Source organism: Butyricimonas faecalis (genome assembly GCF_003991565.1).
Lineage (GTDB): Bacteria > Bacteroidota > Bacteroidia > Bacteroidales > Marinifilaceae > Butyricimonas > Butyricimonas faecalis.
This window is the reverse complement of sequence record NZ_CP032819.1, coordinates 2,695,830-2,721,951: the sequence shown is the minus strand read 5'-3', so window position 1 is coordinate 2,721,951 and position 26,122 is coordinate 2,695,830. Positions and strand designations below refer to the sequence as shown.

16 protein-coding genes are annotated in these 26,122 nt (G+C 45.4%); 11 read left to right on the top strand and 5 right to left on the bottom strand.

The features are described from left to right. The first annotated feature begins 37 nt into the window (after positions 1-37). From D8S85_RS11920 to D8S85_RS11885, 8 genes are all read left to right on the top strand, one after another. A complete protein-coding gene (locus D8S85_RS11920; RefSeq protein ID WP_106480835.1) occupies positions 38-3,388 on the top strand; it encodes a SusC/RagA family TonB-linked outer membrane protein in 3,351 nt (1,116 codons plus the stop codon). Between the two features lie 11 nt (positions 3,389-3,399). Then, positions 3,400-4,848 (top strand): RagB/SusD family nutrient uptake outer membrane protein, encoded by a 1,449-nt coding sequence (locus D8S85_RS11915; protein ID WP_158641562.1) that lies wholly within the window; start codon positions 3,400-3,402, stop codon positions 4,846-4,848. 34 nt (positions 4,849-4,882) lie between these two features. Further along, positions 4,883-5,896 (top strand): hypothetical protein, encoded by a 1,014-nt coding sequence (locus tag D8S85_RS11910; RefSeq protein WP_127075109.1) that lies wholly within the window; start codon positions 4,883-4,885, stop codon positions 5,894-5,896. Between the two features lie 206 nt (positions 5,897-6,102). Then, positions 6,103-9,588 (top strand): ABC transporter permease/M1 family aminopeptidase, encoded by a 3,486-nt coding sequence (locus D8S85_RS11905; protein WP_127075107.1) that lies wholly within the window; start codon positions 6,103-6,105, stop codon positions 9,586-9,588. A 61-nt stretch (positions 9,589-9,649) separates the two neighbouring features. Beyond that, a complete protein-coding gene (locus D8S85_RS11900; protein ID WP_106480831.1) occupies positions 9,650-10,729 on the top strand; it encodes an efflux RND transporter periplasmic adaptor subunit in 1,080 nt (359 codons plus the stop codon). Positions 10,730-10,799: 70 nt separating this feature from the next. Further along, entirely contained in the window at positions 10,800-13,922 is a 3,123-nt protein-coding gene (locus D8S85_RS11895) for an efflux RND transporter permease subunit (RefSeq protein WP_106480830.1), read from the top strand. Between the two features lie 163 nt (positions 13,923-14,085). Beyond that, the gene (locus tag D8S85_RS11890) at positions 14,086-15,498 is read left to right on the top strand and encodes a TolC family protein (protein ID WP_106480829.1); all 1,413 of its coding nucleotides are present in this window, start codon (positions 14,086-14,088) and stop codon (positions 15,496-15,498) included. Positions 15,499-15,596: 98 nt separating this feature from the next. Further along, entirely contained in the window at positions 15,597-16,316 is a 720-nt protein-coding gene (locus D8S85_RS11885) for a head GIN domain-containing protein (protein WP_106480828.1), read from the top strand. Between the two features lie 385 nt (positions 16,317-16,701). Here the strand turns inward: D8S85_RS11885 and D8S85_RS11880 are convergent, their stop codons facing one another. The 5 genes from D8S85_RS11880 to D8S85_RS11860 all read right to left on the bottom strand — a co-directional run bounded on the left by D8S85_RS11880 (position 16,702) and on the right by D8S85_RS11860 (position 22,748). Further along, complete coding sequence (locus D8S85_RS11880) at positions 16,702-18,066, bottom strand: S41 family peptidase (RefSeq protein WP_106480827.1); 1,365 nt, start codon at positions 18,064-18,066, stop codon at positions 16,702-16,704. Between the two features lie 158 nt (positions 18,067-18,224). Then, positions 18,225-20,042 (bottom strand): hypothetical protein, encoded by a 1,818-nt coding sequence (locus D8S85_RS11875; RefSeq protein ID WP_106480826.1) that lies wholly within the window; start codon positions 20,040-20,042, stop codon positions 18,225-18,227. Continuing rightward, entirely contained in the window at positions 20,035-21,522 is a 1,488-nt protein-coding gene (locus tag D8S85_RS11870; RefSeq protein ID WP_106480825.1) for an O-antigen ligase family protein, read from the bottom strand. Before D8S85_RS11870 ends, D8S85_RS11875 begins: the two co-directional genes overlap by 8 nt. 78 nt (positions 21,523-21,600) lie before the next feature. Next, positions 21,601-22,260, bottom strand: coding sequence for a hypothetical protein (locus tag D8S85_RS11865; RefSeq protein ID WP_106480824.1), 660 nt, complete (start codon positions 22,258-22,260; stop codon positions 21,601-21,603). After that, complete coding sequence (locus D8S85_RS11860) at positions 22,257-22,748, bottom strand: hypothetical protein (RefSeq protein WP_106480823.1); 492 nt, start codon at positions 22,746-22,748, stop codon at positions 22,257-22,259. Before D8S85_RS11860 ends, D8S85_RS11865 begins: the two co-directional genes overlap by 4 nt. 505 nt (positions 22,749-23,253) lie before the next feature. Here D8S85_RS11860 and D8S85_RS11855 point away from each other — a divergent pair. The 3 genes from D8S85_RS11855 to argC are packed head-to-tail and all read left to right on the top strand — an operon-like array spanning position 23,254 to position 26,121. Beyond that, entirely contained in the window at positions 23,254-23,943 is a 690-nt protein-coding gene (locus tag D8S85_RS11855) for a GNAT family N-acetyltransferase (protein WP_317046364.1), read from the top strand. Positions 23,944-23,959: 16 nt separating this feature from the next. After that, positions 23,960-25,162 carry an argininosuccinate synthase gene (locus D8S85_RS11850; protein WP_106480822.1) on the top strand — a complete coding sequence of 401 codons (1,203 nt, stop codon included), beginning with the start codon at positions 23,960-23,962 and terminating at the stop codon, positions 25,160-25,162. Next, on the top strand, positions 25,159-26,121 hold the full coding sequence (gene argC, locus D8S85_RS11845) for an N-acetyl-gamma-glutamyl-phosphate reductase (protein WP_106480821.1): 963 nt from the start codon (positions 25,159-25,161) through the stop codon (positions 26,119-26,121). The genes D8S85_RS11850 and argC overlap by 4 nt, the downstream gene beginning before the upstream one ends. The last annotated feature ends 1 nt before the right edge of the window (position 26,122 follow it).

The following is a 26,122-nucleotide window of genomic DNA, read 5'->3' as shown; positions in this document are numbered from 1 at the left end:
GTAAATCAATTTTATTAATTAATTAACGATCAAAGTTATGAAAAAAACTTATGACAGGAAAGTTTTTAATCGAATGTTACGGTTGCGAGGAATGACTCTACTCTGCTTCTCCCGTTTGTTGATGTTTTTGTTATTGAGTTTTCCTCTGTTGGGTAGAGCGGGGACGATGAATTTAGTTCAGGCACAGGTAAACGTGAAATCCGTGGAGATTTCGGGTAAGGTGGTGGATAAGAATAACGCTCCGCTACCGGGTGTAACCGTTCTGATGAAAGGAACCGGTTTAGGTACGGCCACGGATATAAACGGAACCTATAAATTGTCTATCCCTGATCAGCAGTCGATCGTCTTGGAATTCTCGTTTGTCGGGATGAAAACGAAAACGGTGGCTTACACGGGGCAGCAAAAAATCAACGTGGTGTTGGAAGAAGACGTGAGCGAAATGGAAGAGGTGGTTGTGACCGGTTACCAGAAAATTGAACGTCGTAAATTGACCTCTTCTATTACCACGGTGGACATGGACCGTTTGCGTATGGTGAACCAGCCAAGTATTGATAAGTTATTACAAGGACAGGTACCGGGTATGACCATCGTGAGTACTTCAGGGGCTCCGGGAGCCGTTCCGCAAATACGAATTCGGGGTACCTCCACGATCAGTGGTAACGTTCAGCCGTTATGGGTGGTTGATGGGATTATTCTCGAAGATCCGGTGGATGCCAGTGTAGATGATCTTTTGAATAACAGAAATTTGATAGCATCCGGTATCGGGGGTGTGAACGTGGATGATATCGAATCGATCAACGTTTTGAAGGATGCCGCGGCAACTGCTATTTACGGGACACGAGCTGCCAACGGTGTTATCGTGATTACCTCTAAAAAAGGTACGGCCGGTAAAACCCGGGTAACTTACAATGGAAGTATCACGATCGGTATGCGTCCGAAATTGAAAGATGCTTACATGATGAACTCCAAAGATCGTATTGATGTAAACATGGAGATGTTGTCGCAAGGTTTGTTAAAGGCTTCTTCCAACAAAGCCGGGCAATATGGAACGGTTTCCGATTTCGAGCGTTATTTTATAGATGTGAATGATCATAAATTGAACTGGGAACAATTTCAGGATAAAGTGAACCAGTTGGAAACGGTGAATACCGATTGGTTCAAGTATCTTTTCCGGAATTCAATAACTCATCGCCACAGCATTAGTATTTCCGGTGGATCGGAAACTACGACATTCTATCTTTCTGGTAGTTATATGGACGAGCAAGCCACGGCCAAAAGTGTGGGGATGGATACGTATACGATGGCGGCAAAAGTTTTTGCGAAGTTAAGACATAATTTGAGAATCGGTGGGATGCTGGACGTGAATATGCGCAACAACAAGAGTTTCTTCGCTTCCGATTCGCGTGAAAATCCCTACGAATGGGCGATCTACACGACCCGGGCCCATAATGCCTATGATGAGAATGGTGATTTCAATTATATGTATTATAATGATTTGAAATTTAACTTCTTGGAAAATAGAGAGCAAGCATGGAGAAAATCTAAAAGTTTTGGATTGAAAGGAACTGTAGATATCGAGTGGAAAATATTCTCGGATTTGATTTTTAGCAGTTTATTCTCTTTTTCAAAATCGAATACGACCGATGTGGATATAGCTACAGAGGATAGTTATTTTGTGCGAGCACGGCAGAAAGATATGTATGATAACACCACTTTCGATCCGGTATGGCATGATGGAGGATACCGTCAAGGCAAAGGGACGAATAATAGTTCGATCACTTTCCGGAACCAGATTTCATACATGCCGGTTATTAATGAAGATCACCGTTTTGACGTGATGGTAGGTCAGGAAATACGAACCTCTAAATATGAAGAGGAGAAAACCCAAATCTACGGTTACGCTCACGATCGAGGTCATCAACAGATTCTGCAATTGGACTTGATGGCTAAATTAGGTGTCCCCTACTGGACGGAAAGTATGAATGAAACGGCAGCTGTTTCTTGGTTTGGAGTGGCCGGTTACACGTACAAGAATCGTTATACGGTAAGTTTTAATGCCCGTACGGATGGTTCCAATCGTTTCGGATTGAAAACGAATGATCTTTTCCAACCGCTTTGGTCAGTCGGATTTAATTACCAGGTAAAAGAGGAGAATTTTTTGAAAGATATACAGTGGTTGACTTATCTAACGTTGAAAGGTTCTTACGGTAGTCAGGGAAACGTGGCAGATGCTTATGCTGATTTAGTCGCGAGGGTAGGTACGATAGATGCTATTAAAAAAGAGAATTATTTGATTATTTCTGCTCCGAAAAATCCAAATCTGAAATGGGAAAAGAATTATTCTACCAATTTGGCGCTGGAATTCGGACTGTTTAATCGTCGAATAGCGGGTACATTGGAATATTATTATAAAAAAGGAGTTGATTTGCTAGGGAGCAAGCAGGTGTCATTGGTTTCTGGCTTCCCGTCAGTTTCTGTAAATTGGGCCTCCATGAAGAATACCGGTTGGGAGTTTTCTTTAAATACAATAAATATTGATACTCACGGTTTCCGTTGGACCTCAAATTTCAATTTCGGTTATAACTATAATGAAATTCTGGATGTATATTCAACGCCGGGTTATGGCTCCATGACTAACGCTCAACGGACGGATTATGCATCTGCTGCTATCGTGGGTAAACCGATTAACGGGCTGTGGTCGTATAAGTATGCCGGATTGAATGAAGAAGGACGTGCCCAGTTCTATAACGAGGAAGGAGAGAAAGTTTTGAAGGGAATGAATAATATTGATGGGTTGGTGTATTCCGGAACAACCATGCCCTTGGTTCAAGGCGGTTTTACCAACACGTTTATGTACAAGAATATAACATTATCTGTGCTCTTGGTTGGGAATTTCGGAAACGTGATCCGTTTACGGAATATGACGGATGGACAAGCATTCGCTTATCCGGAAGCAACGCAGAATATGTCTAAAGAGTGGGCTTCTAGATGGAGAAAACCGGGTGACGAGGCTTTCACGGATGTACCGAGACTGGAGGCAAACCAGTTTGATGATGCCGTCTTCTATCCTTACCCGTCCAACGGGACAATGTATAATAATAGTGATCTGAGAACCGTGAAAGGTGATTTCGTGCGGTTACAGAATATGTCTTTGAGTTATGATTTGAACTTGAAGAAATTCAGGGATTTAGGCATTCAAAATATTCGTTTCATGCTGCAAGGGAACAACCTTCACGTGTGGAAAAATTCGAAGTTGAAAGGACAGGACCCCGAGGCCACGGGAGCGGTCATGAAATATGGATCGACAAGTAGTGCCAATGTTTCTTTCGGGAACACCTATTTGCCTTTATCTCGTACATATTCGTTCTCGTTATCTGTACAATTTTAATGTTATTGATTATGAAAAAGATATTTTATACTCACGTCTTGATTCTACTTACGTTGTTAAGTAGTTGTAATTTGCTAGATATAAAGCCGGTAAACAGTATGCTACCGGTTAGCGTGGAGGATTTCGAATCTGTTTTATTGGGTGGTTACCCGACGTCGGATTTCTTTATTAACACCGATTTGGCAACCGATAACGTGTATGCCAACCTGAATGCTTCTGCATCTGTGACGAAATCATACGAACCTTGGTTTATTTGGGCTGCGACACACCAGTATAACGGGATTGAGGATGCCTACTGGAGACAGTTGTACAAATCGGTGTACTATGCGAACACCGTGCTGGATGAATTTTCCGGGAAAATACCTTCTGCCGAGGAGAAAAATTTGTTTGAAACGGTGAGAGGTGAGGCTTATGCTTTACGTGCCTATTGTTACTTTTACCTCGTGAACCTTTATGCTGAGAATTATGCCACGGAGAACATGGAGAAACCGGGAGTCCCGATGCCATTGAGTGCCATAGATGTGCATCAGAACACCCAGAATAACGTGCGTGTTGCCGTTGGTAAAGTGTGGGAGCAGATCGAGAAAGACTTGGATGAGGCAACCAAAGATTTGGAGGGAAAGGAGAGTAAAAGCAGGTATCGTTTTGATTATATCTCTTTGCAGGCTTTTAAGGCTCGTGTTTATTTGTTCATGAATAAATATGAAGAGGCAATCCAGGCCGCCTCGTACGTTATTGACGCTAAAGCTTTGTTTGATATGAATGAAATTCAGTCCTATTTAGACGGGTTGAGTAAAATTTCGAACGCGTTTAGTTTTGATTATGGGTTTATAGACACGGACTATCGGAATGAAGTCTTGTTTTTCGTGGGAGGTAAAGCGAATCAAAATCCCTATTATTACGGAAAAACTCGTTTTAAACCGACGGAAGAGTTATTGAATCTTTGCAAGCGCAATTCGAAAGTGGTCGATTATAGGCGGTATATATTCGAGTCGAACGCCGATATGGAAAGTGCTGATTACGTGGAACTAGGCCCCACCGTGTACCGGATGTTTGCCACACAACAAAGTGATTGTTATTATATCGGATTGAAATTGAGCGAGGCCTATGTAACTCGTGCGGAAGCCTATGCTCGGACGGGTGAGAAAGATCTAGCTATTGCTGACTTGAATCGGCTTCTGGTAACCCGCATCAAGAAAGGAGATTATGTAGCGTTGGATAATACTAGCTTCACCGACGAGACGGCCTTGCAAAGAGTATTGGAAGAACGCCGGGTTGAGTTGGCATTTGACGGTGGAATGCGTTGGCTTGATTTGAGAAGATTGGGTAAACCGAAAATCCAACATGCATACGAGAATGGACAAGTGTACACGTTGGAACAAGGTGATTTGCGTTACGTGTTGCAAATCCCGGAGTCGGAACAACAGAATAGTCCCAATATGCCGTTGAATCCTAGATAAACAGTTGGTTTAAAATTTATAAATGTAGAATATCATGATGAAATCTGGAAATATATATTTACTATTGACCACTCTCGTGTTATTTTTGAGTGGTTGTGACAAGGAGAGTAAATTGTCTCCGACGGAAAATTTGGGGCTTGTTGATATGTTTTCCCCGGATGAAAATGCCGATCCTCGGGTAAAGGCGATGTATAATGATTATGGGGTTTGGGTTCGCACCCATTTTAATAGTATCGACGAGCTGACAAATGCCATCCTGGCTCAAGATGCCTTTGTTGCTATACGTGGAGCGGAGAATTTGGAAGAAGAGAAAATACCTGAAGTGTTGAATTATTCGGAAGCCTTGTTGAGTAATGTGTCGAAAGAGTATGCCAATGCATTTTTCCCGTTGGAGTTTTTCTACGTGAAACAATACGGTTCTCTCTACTGGATTTATCCGGTGCAAGCGTTGGGACGTAGTCGTTTAATTTTGATGTGGCCTAATACCACGGAGGGGGCCATCCCGGTGACAGACCCGGTGAACCATTATTATCAGGATTCCGTGTTGGCTTCGAGCGTGTGGCGAAAGTTGGGTTCAATGATCGTGGCTCGCATGGAAGAACCCTTGAAGGAATTTGCTGCAGGTGGCAAGGCTTATGATAAGGGCGAGGCTTACGAAAAATTGGGTGACGAGTATGATAAAGACGAGGAGGCCTGGAAAGAGGAAAATCCGGATGCGGATGATGAAGACGAAGACGAGGTAAACAGTCGTCCGTATGTCATCAAGTATAGAAACGCCGTGGCTGAACTATGTCGAAACGGGGGATATATCACCGGGGGAAGTTCTCGTTCCTTCGAAGGGGATTTTTCAGAATGGTTACGTTTACTCGTGATGGAATCGTACGAGAATATTAAAAAAGATTACTTGGATAACAGTAAATCCCGGGCATTGAAATACGAGATTATAATTAAGTATTTCAAAGAATACGGTTGGGACATTCAAGCTGCTGGGAATAAATATCGGACGGAATTCGACAAATATAAAGCATCATTGCCCGAGGAGGATTAACACGCTAATCCCCATCGGACTACCACCCCTAGCCCCTCCTTACCCAGGAGGGGAAACCGCTTGGTAATCAACCCTCCCCCTGTGTAAGGGGGAGTTGGAGGGGATAAATTCCTTATTTACCAATATAGCTTGCGTTTGAATTTTATTATTCGTATCATTGTATATTCATGTGTGGCCTTATTACTTACAAATTAATATACAATGCTATGAACATCCATAACCTAAAAACCGTTGCTTGTTATAATTCGAAATTGTTATTGAGAAGTTGGATGTTCCGGCTGTTCTTGTTGTTGCTTTTTCTGATGGTCATGCTGTTTCAGCTCTTGACCCAGACGGGTATTATGGGGGGCGTGAATAGTGGGTTGGTGACTTTATCGTCATACTTCCCTTATGAAAATGCCCATCTGTTCACAATGTTGCAAATCGTACCCTTGATTTTTCTGGCGGGAACTTTTTTAGGAAAGGAGAGGAAGATGGATTCGATGGACACGGTTTACTATCGTCCGGAAAGTAACGCGGATTACGTGATGGGCATGATGTTGGGATTCGCGAAAACTTTTATGACGATGGCAGGAGTTTCGCTTGTTATCGGGATGTTGTTACATATTTTCGCGAGTGAATCTCCTTTTAATTTCTGGATCTACCCTTTTTACTGGCTCACGATGATTTTTCCTGCGTTGGTATTTGCCTTGGGGTTCTCTTTCTTCATTCATACGTGGCTTCGTCACCGGGGGCTTAGCATATTGATCCTTTTGGTTGTATTTGGGGTATTTCTGTTTCAATTGGGTAAAGTGCGGGAAGGACTTTTTGATCCCTTCGGATTGTCTTTGCCGAATGCTTTTTCTGAAGTGACGGGACATCCAGGAATGGCCCTTTATCTCCTGCAGCGGGTTTGTTGGTTATTGGTGGGAATGGGTTTTGCGGGATGGGCCGTGTTGATGTTTCAACGCTTGCCGAATCGTCCGGTGAACCGAAAGCGGGTGATGCTCATGGCAAGCTGTTGTTTGGTGTTGGGGGTACTATGCGGGGGAGTCGTCTACCTGGTACGGGAGGACGTGAAGAAGGTGCGGGAACTTTATGCCGCAACGTATAATAAATATCAAAAATTCCCGAAAGGCAACGTGATTTCGCATACCTTGGAAGTGGAGCAAAAGGGAAATGTGCTCTCTGGGAAGAGTACTCTTCTTATTAAAAATCAAGGGAATCAAGAATTGTCTGAAATGATTCTTTACCTCAACCCGGCCCTGGTCGTGTCCTCGATAAAGGAAGGTGGGACTGACGTGACATTTGAGCGGGAGAATCAAGTGATTCGGGTGGCCCGGAGATTGTTGCCCGGCGAGGAAGTGGAGTTCGTTGTGGAATATCGTGGAGGAATTGATGAACGGGTATGTTATTTGGATGTGGACTTTGATAAATTATTCCGGCCGCAATCCATCCCTGGGCATAGCTCTACCGCGGGAAAGAGGTTTGCTTTTATGGGAGATCATTTCACGGTGCTCACTCCGGAATGCCTTTGGTATCCGGTAGCCCGACCATCGGTGAATCCTGCATCCCCGTATGATGCTTTGCCCGATTTTACTTCTTACTCGTTGCAGGTGACATCGACAGACGGGCGTGTGGTTATCGCTCCCGGAAAGCGGGAGACGAAAGAAGGAAGTGTTTGTTTCACAAGCGAAATCCCGTTGCCCGGAATGGGCCTTTGCATCGGGAATTTTGAAAAATATGATATTTTCGTTGACTCTACTTTGTATGAACTTTATCTTTTTGAAGGGCATGGTAAACTTTTGCAGGGATTGGAGGAGATTCGGGATTCAATGCCTACGGTCATTCGGGATGCCCGTTATAACGTGGAGGAACGGATGGGGATCACGTACCCTTATGCTCAACTGACATTGGTGGAAACACCGATCTCTTTTTCCGGTTTTGCCCGTCCCAATAAAGGGGGAAGCGAGATGGCCCAGCCCGGTATGTTGTTTCTGCCGGAACGGGGAGTCGGGATGTGGAATGATTATAAGGCAGACGCAGCTTTTAAGAAACGGATGGTACCCGAGCTCCTGTCTTCTTATGGTTCCCCGGAGGAGATGCTTAGCACTGATTTGATTAGGGCCTTATCTTCGATGTTCTTGACCGAGTACCGTTATTCTATAAGCATGACAAAATTGTTGTTGTATTCGGTGATGTCCCACTCTTTCTTGTGGAGTAATAAGACAACGGGCGTGGGCAATTTATACACGATAAGTCCCATGTTCTACGAACAGACGATGGCACTGCATGCTGTGGACTATCCGGCAATAAATGCGATATTGACGGATGCATTAAAAAAATCGACTACATTCTTTATTCCTAGTACGGATAAGGATCAAGCTGAACGGTTTGCCGGACGTAGTGTGGGTGATCTTTTCCGTGATCGGTTGGATAATCCTTACGAAACCGCGACGCTGCTACACGAGAGAACGCAAGAATTGTTGCGTTTGTTGAGCGTGAAAAATATACCCGCAAAACAGATTACAGAATTCCTGACAACGTTTATTCGAGAGAATCGTTTCCGACAAGTTGAATTTGACGAGATGAACCGGGAATTTATCAAAAAATTTGGTGTTGATTGGATGGATGTTTTGCCCCAATGGTACGAGAATCGTAAAATACCCGTTTTCTTTGTCAGAGATTTCAAGGTGGAAAACATTACATTTCAAGAGAATGAAGGCGACGGCCTTTCTGCTGCTATGTTCTCGGAGTATCCTGCGGATCAAGATTGGAATGATATGCGCTACCGGGTATCGGCAAGTGTTTTTAATGACAGTGACGTTGACGGAGTTGTTTCTTTCGAGGCTCGGGAAATGTATTTGGGAGGAGTAAATGCGCGTAGGCAGGATAGTGGTGACGAGAGAGCCTCTGCCCGGAATTTTTTGATTAAAGCGGGAACCGGCAAACAGATTGCCGTCGTGATGAGAGGAATGTCAATCATGTTTAATACTAATATATCGAATAACCTCCCGGTCAGCTTCTATGCGATGGGAATGATGAGTAAATCAAAAACGACGGATACAACGGAATTCGTGAAAGACCTGGATCGTTCCTATTTTATGCCGGCTACCGGGGAAATGATCGTGGATAACGAGGATGAAAATTTTAAATTAATCTCTCCTTCCTCTCGGAAACGCTTGAAAAATCTGATCTCTCCTTTAAAAGAATTGAAGTATGAAATGGGGACGAATCTTACGATAAGGGACGGGGTTGAAGTCGTTCCGAAACACATGATTAATTTCGAGGCTTATGGATTGAATAAATTGACTCACGCCTTTATGTTACAGGGAAGTAAGGTGACGATGGAATGGACGGTCCGGATTGAGTGTGAAGGTGAGTACGAGATATTGGCGTACATCCCCCCGAAAGTTCTTGCGCATCGAATTGAGGAACGGGAGAGAGGTGGCAGAGGAAGTGGTTACATCTCTGTATCATATTCGGCAGTTTCAAAAACGGAGTCGGAAGAAATAAAACAGCATTACATCGTGAATTTTGGAGGAGAGAAGCAGGAGGTCTCCGCTGATATTAAAGAACAGGTGGGGTGGGTCTCCCTGGGGCTTTTCCGGCTGCCTGTCGGGGAATGTAAAATCGTGCTGACGGACCAAGGCGACAAGAATCAGGTGCTTCTGGGCGATGCAATCAAATGGGTCTATAGGGAGGATAAATGATTTTATAGAAACTTTAACACGGTCTTTTGAGTATATATACTCGATTTAAAAGTTTATATATATGAATAAGACAGTGTTTTCGGTATTGAAGTGGACTTCTGTCTCGGGAGTTTTACTCGTTGCGATGTCTTGTCGGAGAGCTGCTCCGGGCTTGGAAATCTCGCAACTGGTGAAGACGGCAGAAGTGCAGAAGTATGATGGGGAGTGTAGTACGACCTATCCGGGGAAAATCAAAGCGGCTTCAGATGTGCAGTTGGCATTCCGGGTGGCGGGACCTATTCTACGTTTCAACGCTGAAGTGGGTGAATTTGTGAAGAAAGGAGACGTGTTGGCCGAGATAGATCCGAGGGATTACAAATTGCAGTATGAGGCAACAAAAGCAGAGTACACGCAGGTGACGGAAGAATCGGATCGGGTGATCGAATTGTATCACCGGAAAAGTGTTCCCGTCAATGATTACGACAAAGCCGTGGCGGCCAAACAGCGGATCGCCTCGTTGTACCATGCCAACCTGAACGCCTTGAACGACACGAAATTAAAGGCTCCTTTCGACGGGTATATTCAGAAAAAGTTTTTTGATGCTCACGAAATTGTGAACATCGGGACTCCCGTGTTATCCATGATTAATAATGATTACTACGAAGTGAATATCGACATCCCGTCCAGTGATTTTGTTCGCCGGGAGAGCTTCAAAGAATTCTATTGTGAGGCGGATGTCTTTCCGGGTGTAAAAATCCCCTTGGAGCTGCTGGATGTAACACAACAGGCGAATTACAATCAACTCTTCCGGGTACGTTTCCGGATGAAACCGGAGGAGAAATTGAACTTGGCGGCAGGCATGAGCGTCAGCGTCACCATCCGTTTCGAACCGGGGCAGGAAGGCTTGTCCATCATCCCGATTTCTTCATTGTTTCAAAAAGAGGATAAATCTTATGTATGGGTGTACGATACGGCTCAAATGACCGTGAAAATGAACCCCGTGCAAGTCGTCGAACTGGATAAAGACGGGCAAGTCATCGTGGAATCGGATCTGGCCTCGGGTACAAGGATCGTTTCCGCCGGGGTGAACGGCCTGAGGGAAGGGCAAAAAGTACGGTTGCTAGCCCCTGTCTCCTCTTCCAATGTCGGCAAATTATTATAAATATTGAAAACTAAATTAACCTGCAACGTGCAACCTGTCAACGTGCAACGTTGCGAAGCAACAAAATACAATGAATTTTACGGAATACGCTTTAAAGAATAGAGCTTTTGTCTACTTCTTTGTTTTCGTTTTGGTGGTTGGGGGGATATACTCGTTTTTCACGATGAGCAAGTTGGAGGATCCGGCGATAACCGTGAAGCAGGCTATGGTGGTGACGGCCTATCCGGGTGCTTCTGCCTATCAAGTGGAACTGGAAGTGACGGATGTATTGGAGAAAGCGATTCGTTCGATGGGCGACTTGGATCATGTCTCCTCTCGTTCGATGGATGACGTGTCGGAAATTATGGTAGAATTGAGCAGTACGGTCCCCTTGGCGGAATTGCAGCAAAAATGGGATATCTTACGCCGGAAAGTCATGGGCGTGCAAGCCCAACTGCCGGAGGGTGCCCAACCTTCCATCGTGATGGACGACTTCGGGGACGTGTACGGGATGTTTTATGCCATGACGTCCGATGGCTTTGATTATCAGGAAATGTCGGATTACGCCGAATTGGTTCGTCGTTCCGTGCTGGATATTGACGGGGTGAGCAGTGTGGATGTGTATGGCGAACGTCAAGCCTGCATAAACGTGGAGTTTTTGGAGGACAAAATGGCCAACATGGGTGTCCATCCGGCAGAAATAATCATGACCCTGAACGGGCAGAATAAAACGGTTTACTCCGGTTATTTCGATAGCGGGGAAAAACGGGTTCGGGTGAACGTGAACGGGGCTTACAAAGAGATCGACGACATCCGTAACCTCTTGATCAAGGGGCACGAACAGGATCAAATCCGCTTGTCGGATGTGGCCCGTGTCACGAAAGATTACGTGAAACCGGAACGGGAAGGATTGTTATACGATACCTTGCCGGCCATCGCGATTTCGATTGCCATGGAAGAAGGTGGGAATATACTTCAACTGGGGAAAAAAGTGGACGCCAAACTGGCCGAGTTGAAAGAAGATATCATTCCGGCGGGGATTGATTTTCAAAAAGTATTCTTCCAACCGGCACGGGTGAAAAGTGCCATCAACGTCTTCATGGTAAACCTCATCGAATCGGTAGTCATCGTGATCCTGGTGGTCATGCTTTTCATGGGATTCCGGAGCGGGTACATCATCGGGGCCGGCCTCGTGATCGTCGTGTTGGGATCGCTGCTCGTGCTGTACATGATGCACGGAACATTGCAACGGGTTTCGCTCGCCTCGTTTATCGTGGCGATGGGAATGCTGGTGGACAACGCGATCGTGATCACGGATGGGATCCTCGTGGACCTGAAGAAGGGAATACCCAAGCCGGCAGCCTTGGTGAATATCACGAGAAAGACAGCTTGGCCTTTGCTGGGAGCGACCACGATCGGGATTCTTACTTTCTTACCGATATTTTTATCTCCTGATACCACGGGAGAATATGTCCGGGACTTGTTTATCGTTTTGGCCGTATCCTTGTGGTTGAGTTGGATTCTCGCTTTGGCGTACGTTCCGATACAAGCGGACCGGGGATTGCGGGTAAAACCGGGAGAGGTGGAAGATGAAACGAAAATGTATGACACCCGCGTCTACCGGGCATTCCGCAAGACGTTGCAGTTTTCCGTGCGTCACCGGGTAGGGGTGATTGGCGGGATCGTCCTGTTGCTGGTTGTCAGCATCTATCTGTTCCGCTTCGTGCAACAGGGATTTTTCCCGGACTTGAGTTATAACCAGTTGTATATAGAATATAAAATGCCTTACGGGACGAATCCCCAGACCGTGAAACGGAATTTGGATTCCATCGAGGAATATTTGACCAGTCGTCCGGAGATTACGGCCGTTACGACAAGTTTGGGAGGAACACCTTCCCGCTATAATCTGGTACGAACGGTGGCAGAACCCGCGTTGAGTTACGGGGAATTGATCGTGGATTTCACCTCTCCCGAGACGCTGAAGGCGAATATAGACTCCTTGCAGGTATATCTTTCGGAACATCACCCGGAGGCATACGTCCGGATGAAACAATACAATTTGATGTACATGGATTATCCGGTACAATTCATGATCTCCGGTCCGGACCCTGCCGTCTTGAAACGATTGTGCGGGGAGGTGGAGGCGTTGATGAACGAGGATTCCACGACCATGTTGGTCACCAACGACTGGGGACCGATGACACCCGTGCTGAACGTGAACTATCACCAACCGATAGCCCGGGTGGCCAACCTTTCCCGGGAGGACGTCGGGTTGGCTTTGCTGGCCACCACGGACGGGTTGCCTGTCGGGTCATATTACGAGGGGGAACATGATTTGCCGATTTATATTAAAAGCATGGGAGAAGACGGGTTACGTCCCGGGCGGTTGAATAATGTTCCGGTGTGGAGCCTCGTGCCTTCGACGAATGTGCTGAACCTGGAAACCGTCAAGGAATTGATGATGGGAATGATATCGACGGATGAGGTGATGACCGCCGTGGCAGGCTCCACTCCCTTGAACCAAGCCACAAACGGCATCGCGGCTTCATGGGAAGTCCCGGTCGTCAGGCGTTACAACGGGCAGCGGTCGATATCGGCACAATGTAATAACGCGCCCGGCTATACGGCAAACGACGTGCGGAACAGTTTGTTGCCCAAGATCGAAAAATTGAACATCCCGCCCGGTTACTCCACGGAATGGCAAGGAGAGTATTTGGCAAGCACGCAATCCAAACAGTATTTGTTCAAAAATGTACCGTTGGGAATTGTTCTGGTGTTGGCCATCCTGATCGCCTTGTTCAAGGATTTCAAGAAACCGCTGATGATCATTCTTTGTTTGCCGTTGGCGATTATCGGTGTTGTCTTGGGCATGTTGCTGGCCGGAAAGGAATTTGGCTTCGTGGCGATCGTTGGCGCCTTGGGACTGGTCGGCATGATGATTAAAAACGGGGTGGTACTGGTCGACGAGGTGGATATACAGATTCAATCGGGAAAAGATCGCTTCCTGGCTCTTCTGGATGCCTCCTCTTCTCGTTTGCGTCCCGTCTTCCTGGCTTCGATGACCACGATCCTGGGTATGATTCCCTTGATTAACGATGATATGTTCGGGGCTTTGGCCGTGACGATCATGGGCGGATTGTTTATCGGTACGGTGATTACCCTGGTAATCTTGCCGGTATTCTATTCGTTGTTCTTTAAAATCAAAGCGAATTGATTTTGGATTAACCCCCTCTGACGCCCCCTTTTCAAGGGGAAGAACACGCTGCATGTAACATTGTAGCAGTTTCTTGCGCTTGTTTCTCCCCCTGTGTATGGGGGAGCCAGAGGGGGTAGCTTTTTCATTCTAAATTCTAAATTTTAAATTCTACATTTTAACTATGCGCTTTATCATATTATCAATCGGGTTATTATTGTTTTTCGCTCCTTCACGGGCCCAGCGGCAATTGGACTTAAAACAATGCAGGGAAATGGCACTTGAATACAGCAAGCAGTTGGCTATCGCGGAAAAGCAGAAAGAGAAAGCCGCGTGGACCAAGAAAGAATACGGGGCCAATTACTTGCCGAAACTCTCCGTGTCGGGTTTTTACCTGTACCATCAGAAAAAGCAGGAATACAAATTGAGCGGTGGCTATCTGCCGACTTACCTCCCCGGTGCTGACGGGAAATTGCAACCCAACGTTGTCATCGGGTCAGACGGGAAGCCCGTGACGGGGACTGACGGGAAACCTGTTTTTCATGAATACGCTTTTCTCCCGGACATCCCCTTGTCACTTTCTCTGAGAGGGGCGTATATGGCATCGGTTCAATTACAACAGCCTTTATTCATGGGAGGAAAAATCCGGGCGGCCCATCAGGCGGCTAAACTGGGTGAAGAACTTGCCGGGGAAAATGTTCGCTTGAATCGTTCGGAAGTCCTTGTCGAACTGGAACAGGCTTACTGGCAATGCGTCCGGGTACAGGAACTGGTGTTGGTTGCCCGGAAATACAAGTCGGTAGTGAACGAATTGGTGAAAAACTTGGAAGATGCCCAACAAGCGGGAATGGCCCCGTTGAACGATGTACTCAAGGCTCGGGTGAAATATAATGATGCTTTGTTACAACTGCAACAAGCGGAACATGGGAAACAGTTGGCTCAAATGAACCTTTGCCGTTTGGTGGGACTGGAATTGAATACCGAATTGGTGCTGACCGATTCCTTGTCGGCCGCGATAACCCCCGGGGTACTGGCCTTGCCGGACAACCTGGAACAAAGGCCGGATTATAACATGCTGGAGAAACAGGTGGAGATGAAACGGAAGGAAGTCAACGTGACCCGTTCCGACTTTTTGCCTCAAGTAGGCGTATCCGCCGGCTATGGTTATGGCGGGGGCTTGAAATTGAATGGCGATGACTCGAATTCCGGTTCTTTTAACGCGATGGCGTCCGTGGCGATACCTGTTTTCAACTGGGGGGAGGGTCGGAATAAAGTTCGTGTAGCGAAGGCCGAGGAGGAAATGAGTCGCTTGAACAAAGAACGCCTGGGAGAGATGATGCAGTTGGAAATTGCCGGAAGTCGCTTTAAACTGAATGATGCCCAGACCCGGATTCGTTTGACGAAATCAGCCCTCGAACAGGCAAAGGAGAATCTGAGAGTATCCGAGGATCAGTATGAGGTGGGAATGGAAAATCTGACAAACTTGTTGGAAGCCCAAGCCCAATGGCAACAGGCCTGGAGCGAGTGGGTGGATGCGAAAGCCGCTTTGAAACTATGCGAATCGGAATATTTGAAAGCGATAGGAAAACTGGAGTAATTTCAAATTTTAGATTTCAACCCGCGAAGTCCGCGCTTTTTAATCATAAATCATCGGTCGTAAATCATAAATTGTAAATCGTAAATCATAAATCGTAAATGAAAAAGGTTGGCTTGATCTTATTGGGGATATTGATGGCAGGGGTCGTTTCTGCCGGGGTGAAAAAAATCAAGGGGACGGGCTATCTCGTGGTGCATGATCGGCAGGCGGAACAGCCGTTTACTCGAGTTTCCGTTCAACAGTCGATAACTCTCTATATATCGCAAGGAAAAACGGAAGGGATTACCGTGGAGGCGGACGATAATATTATCCCTTATATAAAAACGGAGATAAAGGACGGGCAATTGAATGTTTTCCTTGATCCGGAAGTGATTGTCCGGGGGTATACGGCAATGAATGTTTCCGTCTCCATGCCTGTTATCACGGATATAAACGTGGCGGCTGCCGGACGTTTGGAGGGGAGTTCGCTTTTTACAGTGAATAAACTGGAGATCGTGGCCTCCGGGGCGGGGAATGTGAAGTTGGAGGTGAAAGGGAGTGAAGTTGACGTGGAGGCCTCCGGGGCCGCGAGGCTAGAACTTAAAGGGGAGGTGGAACACGTTGACCTGAAGATGTCTTCCGCTTCCACCCTGAAGGCTTGGGAGCTGCGTGTGAAAGATTGTGACGCGGAGATTAGCGGGGCTGCCAAGGCTGAAGTCTCCATTTCCGGCCGCTTGGAGGCAGAGATTTCATCGGCCGGCATTTTGATCTATGACGGGAATCCGCAGATTACCAAACAAAACGTGACCGGTAGGGGAGCTTTGGTGAAAAGGAAATAGCATGCGAATGATATTTCGTACCTCCGGAACGCGGGAGTAAGTAGCGATTTGTCCCGATAGAAATCGAGCTTGTATAGATGTTATGCCTGTTCCTGCTAGAAGCGTGGAATCAAAGAGCTATCATAGAACGATCCTCTTGTTAACACATACTATCTTCGTGTAATTATTTGTTATTTTAATAGGAGGAGAATGGGAGCGGAATGGGAGGGGAATGGGAGCGGCTCGCTCTGGAATGGCAAGTTGATGGTATGTTGTTAGCACTATGTGACATTAAATGATATAATTTTCATTTATCTCACGCGTACTCTTTCGAATGCAAAAAGTGAAAAGCGGGTAGGGGGTGTTTACGGATATAAACAGAATTTTAAGACCTCACCCGCGTGAATTAATTTTCAATCCCTAGTAACAGCCTTGATTTTGCTTGCACGAATTCCGGGATAATCCGGCGTGGGGCATCCGTGCCGATGTTTCTGCCGCTCCGACTATTCGTGGCCGGGGTGACGATCGTGTCTTGAGTAATGAGTTGAAGGGTTGCGGCCAGTAGGGGTTCTTCCTGATCTCCCAGTTGGTGTTGATGGTGGAATTGCTCCAAGATGGGGAACATAGGAGGGATACCGCCTTTGACGGACTCTTCCCGACTGTTACTATATTCCGTGGAAATCAACATGATATTCCAATTCTGCAGGTCTTTGTCGTTGGGCGTGTAGATGATTCCGCCCATATTTTTCCCCATGGTAAGGTCGCCAACCACGTTTACCTTCATGTACGGGGATAAGGCGCTTATCAGCATTTCGGAGGCTGACGCGGTCACGTGACTCGTGATCACCCACAGGCGTTTTAGGTTCAAGCGAGAGTCAAGGGGTACGGTATTGTCAAAATGTTCTTCCAATCGGTCAGGATCGTTCGCGTATCTTTCCTGGTATGCTTTGTTCCATTTTTTGTGAATGAGCAGTTCTTCATTTTCCACGACTTCTTCCGGGGCGAGAAGTGAGCATAGTTGTTTCACGGCAAAAATGTACCCGCCTTGATTGTAACGTAAATCTAGGATGAATTCGTCAATATTTGCCGCTTTTAAGGTTTGGAACACGTGGTTCAGTTGCGCTAACGACGCGTTGCCGCGGAACACGAAATCCGTGTAGATCATGTACCCGATGGTTAGGTGTTCCAAGGGAATCAACCCGTAATCAAGTACCGGATCGATCGCGTATGTTTGGGCGGTTAGCGTTTTCGTTTCATACGGTTCTGACGTTTCGTCGTTTGAAAGTCCGAGGGAGAGCTGGGAGGCGTAGTACAAGTCCGTGTAATTATCCGTTGTCATCCGTTCCCCGTTCATGTGAGTGATCAAGTCTCCCCGTTTAAGTCCCGCTTTTGCCGCGGGGGAATTCGGGTAAACGAAGTTAACATCAGCGAATATGTAGCCCTTTTTCTCCCAAAAAGTCAGGTTGTAACCGAAGCCTTTGTCGTAGCCGGAAGCATCGGCAATTTCTCCCAGACCGTTGGAACTTGTGATGTGTGACCAGTGGTCGTCGGGATATTTCATGGTGGCAAAATATTCCGCCGGGTTACTATCTGGATCAATGTCTTTGTCCTTGACTTCATCCGCCCAAAAGTATTGGTCGGTCATTTTGTCTTTCGTGAACGTGTTAATCCGGACATACGAGTAAGGGCCCGGAGTAGGACTTACTCCGCGTGAATCCTTGCAACTTGATAGGAATCCTGCTAAAATCAAAAAGAAGAATAATCTATACATAAGTTGATGTCTGATAGTGAATAGCAAAATTACGAATTTTTGGTGGATATCCGTATGCAATTTTGGATAAAAATTGATTTTGCAGATTCAACTCTCCCAAGGCGAAATTTAGAAGGTAGGGTTTGAAATTTGGAACAAAGTGGGGGAATAAGCGGGTATTACCAGAATATTACTTGATTCTCTATACAGGAGAATATTCTTTCCTCTACTCCCGTGGTCAAGTTACGTAACCAGTATAAAGCGTTCCCGGGCACGTTCTCGTATTCCAGGTAAAATTTGTTCCCCTCTTGTATTCCCAAGGATTGCCAGCCGTTTTGTTCAAAATAGAATAACTCGTACACGTTGTCAGGGTATATCCCATTTCCGTCACTTCTGGGTAAACAAACTAGTTTTTTCACGTTTACTGCCGAATCAAAGTGTATGACCAAATCCTCGTGCAAGTGAATGTTCGTTAGCGGATTCCCATCGATAGCGGGGCGTTTTAACGAGTCCGTCTGTCCCAGTAGTATTTCATTTTTCGAGTTAATGAAATATAATTCCGCGAGAAAGCTCTTGGGTTGTCCCTTTACTCGATACCATTTGTACCGTTTGTCGGGATGGAGATTCGTGATTTCGTAATACAATTTGTTTGTTTCATCCAGTATAAAAACCGTGTCAACCCGAGAGAATCTGTTATTGTCGGAACCTTCTACAATGGTTCCTCTCAAGTTTTTCACGTGATAGGATAGGTAATTCATTAGATCAGGATTTTTCCGTTCCAAGTGCAATGAGATATTATTTGCTTTATCCGGAACAAGGAATTTGATATTTCCCTTGGTGTCGAGGATGAAAGGGTAATTGAACGGGACTATTTCTCCGTTGGCTTCATAGTAAACCGGTAAATACACGATGTTTTTCGCCATTTGTTTGAACTCGGCTTCCCCGTGAATAACCTCCCCGGAAACAATGGGTTTCCATTGGAGATCATTGAACACGCAAAGATAGGCGTGAGGAGTGGGACGTGTTATATTACCCTTTATCTTGATATCAACAGTATGACAATACAAGCTTGTCACGTCCTGCTGAAACGGGTTTTGAAAGAATTCAGGAATAAATTCTCCCTTGTCGGGCGTGAGGAACGGGTTACGTGTGTACGTGTGCCTGTACACTTTTGCCGTTCTCCTGTCAAAAGCGTTAGGCATCGTTGATTCTTTGAAAACTAGAGGGGGATCCGTACACCAGTAATGGTAACCGTTTCGATTAGAATAAAAGGGTATGCAGTCAACAATAACAGGTATTCCTAAAGATCGACGTTCTAGCATGGCATTATAGGCTATAAAGTAACAGTCACCGAACGGATTTTGTTTTAGTAAATTGCAAATAGCATCTGGATGGTATTTTTTGTCTCCCTTTAACTTGAAATAAGATTGTAGTTTGGAAAAGTTTAGAGAGAATACCCCCGTGGGTTTTTCTTCGAAAATAACCTGTAAGGAATCTCGCCAGAGATCCAAACGTTCATGTTCGAAACGATACGGTAACACGTGTTCAAGGAAGAGATCGAAAGGAAGAATGTCGAGTAACTTTTGCTCCCTGGCCAAGTCAAACGAGGCATCAATATGGCGGATCAAGAAGTCAGCGGTGATATGTTCCACGTCTTCCTCGTGACGCACGTTCTTGTCCTCGGTAATGAAATGATCCAGGGTGATTTCGTATAATTTTTTGTAATAGTACGAACAAGTGGTATCTTGGTCGATAGCTTGTCGAAATAGATCAATCTTATCACCTCGTAAGGTATAATGTCCCGGCATGTTCTCGATCAAGAAGAGAGCAGCCTGAAGTTTCAAGCTATCAGCCGGAGAGGAATAATGTTGTAACACCTTTTCCAGTTGTACACGATTACTACCGCTAAGTTTCAACGCTTCGCACGTACCGGGCGTGTATCTCTCGCACGAGAAGAGTAACAAGGAAATCCAAATGACAGGTAAAATCTTATTCATGGTTTAAAAATTTTTTTGCATCAGCACGGGCGCGTAACACGACTGAACCGACGAAAGGTGTTTTGAAATTCAATATTTGCCTCGCATAATCCTCCGCAACGGTGCTATTTCTTTGCTTGTAAAGCAGGTAGAGTTTGTGCAAGGGTTTAATTCTACATGGGACCATTTGCCGAGCGAGAGAATAGCAACTATCCGCCCGTTTTATATCTCCCCGTGTTTCATAAAGATCTCCCATGTCACAGAGAATGTCCGTGGAGGAACAAACGTCCCTTGTGAGCCTCTCTAAAACATGGATGTCCCGTTTCTGTCGGGCAAATTGAAGCATGTACTCTCGATTATACGGGAATTGGGGAGCCGTGTCAAATTTTATATTTTTGACGGCATTGTCGTATCTTAAGGTTGTTGCAAGGGTAAACGGGATCATGACAAGGCTACATAGAAACCATTTTTTATTGAACTTCAAGCACCAACCGGGATTTTCTCCCGCGCAAAGAGCAAGGCTCAACACGAACACAATCATTAACCATTCGCAATCTGCCGGATATGAAAACATCGAGAACGTGAACCACGTGAGGATGAAAGGGAATCGGGAGGAATGGCGACAAGTTAGAATAATCCCAAATAATAATAACAAACCGATAAATCCCTGTTCCACGGTAATATGTAAGAACTCGTTGAAAGCCTGGTAATTGTTGTTCGCCACGATGGACAGGTCCGAATCGGGGTGGGCAGCGAAATATTCCGCTTGGGCGTTCATGTAATGTTGTGGGAGGGTCCCGATTCCGAGTCCCGTGAGTGGTTCTAGTTTTATTAAACGAGCACATACTTGCCATATCAGTATGCGCGCATCAGCCGACCCGGGGCGTAAGAAGTAAAGACCGACGACAAACGCCCCCGTTATAATGGAGATTATTGTTCTTTTACCCCATCCATCGTGAAGTCTGGGAAACAGAGTGACAATCCCGACAAGGGCTGCAATCCACGCTGCCCGGGAGGTTGAAATGACTAGCATGACAAGTAATAATAACAATACACCCCACGGGAATGCCTTTAACCTTGCCCCCGAACGCAACACCCATGCGATTGCAATTAACGAAACAGCCAAGAGTCCCCCGTAGGGTCCCGGGTTCTGGAATGTTCCGGTCACGGGAAAATCGGGATGGTTTGAAGGAAACCATCCCGCTAGTTGCGTGATGCCGATTATAGCCTGCGTGATGCCGATCCCGATAATAAGCCAGGTCACGAGAAGCTTGTTGGCAACATTTCGAGTGACAATGTACAATATCGTGTACATCCCCCAGTGACACAAGGCGAGCGAGTCCGGTGGAGTATCACGGGTAAACATCAAGTTACACAGACCGTGTAACAAATAGGCGATAATCGCCATATCCGTTAAGGTGATTCTTGCCAAAGAGGTACTTCCCCGTTCAAAAAGTACCCACAAGGCAATGACAATTATTATCGAAGGTAACAGAAACATGTATTGATACAAATAAACGGTGTTATACCTCTCGTAACCCCCAAATGACGATTCTTTCTCTCCCTAAAATTTGCCGGGTTACGGTTGGAGTTTTTTTCGGGATTCCTTGATGGAGTCTTGTTTCCAGATCGAATCTCGTTTTTGTAGGTATTGCTGGCGTAAAATAATTGCAGAGTCCCGTCTTCTTTTTTTCATGTCCAAAAATTTCTGATACTTTTCTTTCATCTCTGGAGGGGGATCAGTAAGAATTTTAGGGTTATTAAATTTCTCGATCTCTTTTAAATATTCCTCCACGGTTTTAAATTTTCGCTTGGTGATTTTTGCTTTGGAGTCGACTTTCTCCAAAGCCAATTGTCCCCAGCTAGTATTATCAATATAAATGATTTCTGTCACCTTGCCTATGTCCGCGAGAACAAGAGCCTTCACGAGAGTATCATTTTCATAAAACTTTTTCTCTTTGTCTGTGGCTAAATAGTACACCGCGTAAAGATATCTATCTGCATATTCTTTAAGACATTGTTTTTTATATGTCTCGCTTAGTTTATACCCGATGTCTTCAATATACGGTTTGTTTCCCGGTCGTAAATAACCAATTGAAAATCTATTGATTGCCTCGTTGGCGACCTTAACCAGAATCGAATCCCGTTCTTTTTGGGGTAACTTATCTAGGTTTTGGTGCTGTGCTAGAAGTATGTTAGAGAATAATAGAAGTATTGTTATGATAAAATTTGTTTTCATGTCTCTTTTGTTTTTAGGGGTATAGCAAGAATTCCGAAGTTGAAATTTGTATTTGGTCCAAAATTTATTTCAATTTTAGACATATCTATTCGTAAGTTCATATAGTGATCTAAGATTGTACGTAAATCTTTTAATGTTATTTTTTCTTCTGGTATATCTTCATTATCAAGTTCAAAGTATCCATATAGCATTTTTCCTGTTTTATCAAAACATAGCCTTATTTTTGATTTATATGATACAATCTTGGTCGCTATGATTTCTTTTATCATTCCATTTCGAACACTGTCGATTGAAAGTTGCATGTATTTATGATCCATGATCTCGTAACGAGAACTTCGTGTAAAATCAGGAGATGTTAAATAAATAGGTTTTACTATATAAGCATATTTACGTTTTTCTATCGTAAAATCTTTTTTAGATTGGGCGTATACCACCATGGAGATTCCCAATACGAACAACAAGATGACGATTGAAATTTTAGTTTTCATAATTTCAATTTTTTCATAGGTATAATTGGGTTAATACTATTTTGCAATGTATGCATTTAAAAAGTAGTATGCAAATTTAATTGAAGCATTAATGACGATGTAGGCATATTTTCAAAAAAATGAAATAAATTGTGTTTCAAGGTAATTTTTCTATTACTTGTTTACTGTGCTACTTTAAAAAAATTGGAACTTATATACAAATTTACGGTAAACCAACTCCCTCCCCCCTCCGGGGTACTCCCTCTATGAACAGAGGGAGAGCTAAGTTACTCACCATCTTTGAGGATGTATTATTTACTTTAAAATGGTATATAATGACCAAAAATTTAATGTAATCTGGCGTTTATGTTGCTGTTGTTTGAATAAAAATGCAATAAAAATGAATTATATGTGGTTTTTTTGTACAATATGACGATATAATGCATATATTTGCACCGTGAATAAATAAATATGCACAATGAGTAATTAAAAAGAATTTGAATGATTTAGATTAAATTGTAAAAAGATGAAGATTGAAGTTGTAGTTGCATCTGAGAAACACCTGTCATACGTGACGGCGATAAACGATGCGATTGATCAGGCTGCAAAAGCAAGAGGTACTGGTATAGCCAGAAGAACGGACGAGTATATTGCCGATAAAATCCGAAACGGGAAGGCGATTATCGCTCTGAATCGAGAGGAGTTCGTGGGCTTCTGTTATATTGAATCATGGGGGCACCAGAAATTCGTGGCGAACTCCGGATTAATCGTGGTACCGGCGTACCGGGGATTGGGAGTGGCAAAACAAATAAAGAAGGCTGCTTTTCAATTGTCGCGAAGGCGATTCCCGCAAGCAAAGCTTTTCGGCTTGACAACTGGTGAGCAGGTGATGCGAATCAATACTTCATTGGGTTACGTGCCTGTTACTTTTGCCAAACTCACGGATGATGAGGAGTTTTGGGCCGGATGCAAGTCTTGCGTGAATTATGACATATTGCAGCGGACGAATATGACCAAGTGCCTTTGTACCGGGATGATTTATGACCCGGAGGCCGTGGCCCAACAACAGGAGGCGGCTAAAAAAGCAGCTAAAAAGGCGACTAAAGGGATGTCGTTGCCTTTGTTCAAGCACCTGCGTCACGTTGTGGGAGCCACGTTGGCGGTTTGCGGGATTCCTGTTGCTCGCTCTACCATGAAACATACGGCAAATTTGTAACTTGTAATTTAGATTCATGAAAAAAGTAGTTTTAGCATATAGCGGGGGGTTGGATACCTCCTGTTGTGTCAAGTACCTGAGCGAGGAAATGGGGCTTGAGGTCTACACGGCATTGGCAAATACCGGGGGATTTACCCCCGGTGAGCTGGCCGGGATTGAAGAGAAGGCATACGCCTTGGGGGCGAAGAAGCACGTGACGCTGGACGTGACGGGAGAATATTACGAGAAGTGTATCAAATATATGATTTTCGGGAATGTTTTGCGCAACAAGACGTACCCGGTGTCGGTTAGTTCCGAGCGTACTTTTCAGGCGTTGGCTATCGTGAGGTATGCAAAGGAGATCGGGGCGGATGCTTTGGCTCACGGAAGCACGGGGGCCGGGAATGATCAGGTGCGTTTTGATTTTTGTTTTTCCGTGTTTGCCTCGGAAATGAAGATTATAACCCCGACTCGTGATCTGAAGTTGAGCCGGGAGGAGGAGATTGCCTATTTGAAATCGAAAGGGGTAGAGCGGGATTGGTCCAAGATGACGTATTCTATTAATAAGGGGCTCTGGGGAACTTCGGTGGGTGGAAAAGAGACATTGAATTCATGGGAGTGTCTTCCGGGGGAGGCTTATCCTTCTTCATTGGAGAAGGAGGGCGAGGAGGAGCTGATCTTGTCGTTTGAACGGGGGGAGTTGTGCGGGGTGAATGGTACGTGTTACACGGATAAAATCGAGGCTATCCGCCGGGTGGAGGCCTTGGCCTCTGCTTGGGCTATCGGGCGCGATACTCACGTGGGCGACACGATCGTGGGGATTAAAGGACGTGTCGGTTTCGAGGCGGCTGCTCCGTTGATGATTATTAAAGCTCATGAATTGCTGGAAAAGCATACGCTCACGAAGTGGCAGATGTACTGGAAAGAGCAACTGGGGAATTGGTACGGGATGTTTTTACACGAGGCCATGTACGGGGAGCCTGTTATGCGGAATATTGAAAGTTTCCTTCAGGATTCACAACGTTACGTGTCGGGTGACGTGCGGGTTCGGATGCGTCCTTATTGTTTCGAATTGTTGGGCATCCGCTCTGATCATGATCTGATGGATGCCGCATTTGCTTGTTACGGGGAAGAGAATAAGGCTTGGACGGCAGAGGATGTGAAGGGGTTTACCCGGATGTTGTCGATACCTTTGCAGGTTTATCACGCGGTGAACGAGAAGAGCGAGGAGGGGATATGATCAGAGTGGGCATTGCCGGGGCTGCCGGATATACGGCGGGGGAATTGATTCGCGTGTTAATTGCCCATCCGCACGTGGAATTACGTTATTTGCAAAGCGAGTCGCACCGGGGAGAACCTGTCGGTCGGGTTCATCGGGATTTGATTTACACGAATCTGCGATTTTCCGATTTGGACATGATGGATATTGATGTTCTCTTTCTGTGCATGGGACACGGGATGTCGGCCCAATTTTTGGAACGGCATCGGGTTCCGGCGTCCGTGAGAATCATTGATTTGAGTCATGATTTCCGGTTAAGGTCCCGTGCTGGGGATTTTGTTTACGGTTTGCCGGAGCAGAACCGGAAACTGATACAAGGGGCTTGGCACGTGGCGAATCCGGGATGTTTTGCAACGGCAATAGAGTTGGGACTGCTGCCGTTGGCGAAGAGCGGTTTGCTGCCTGACCGCGTGTCCGTCTTCGGGATTACCGGGGCGACGGGTGCGGGACAGAAACCGACGGAGGAGACGCATTATAGCCATCGGGCACAGAATCTTTCGGTCTATAAAGTTTTTTCTCACCAGCATCTGGCTGAAATACGAGAGACGTTGTCCGGGCAGGATGAATGTTTGCCGACGGATATTGCTTTTGTTCCCATGCGCGGGTGTCATGCCCGGGGGATCATGGTGAACGCGGTTTTCACGAGTGAACGGGATTTGTCGGAGTTGCAACATATATATGCAGCTTGTTACGAGGAACATCCTTTCACGGTGGTGAGTGACGAGCCGGTTTATTTGAAGCAGGTGGTGAACACGAATTATTGTTTTATTCATATCGAACAGCAGGGGCGTAACGTGTTGGTGACTTCCGTGATTGACAACCTGTTAAAGGGGGCATCCGGGCAGGCCGTGCAGAATATGAACCTGATGTTCGGACTGGAAGAAACGACGGGTTTGAATTTAAAGGCCAGTTATTTTTAAT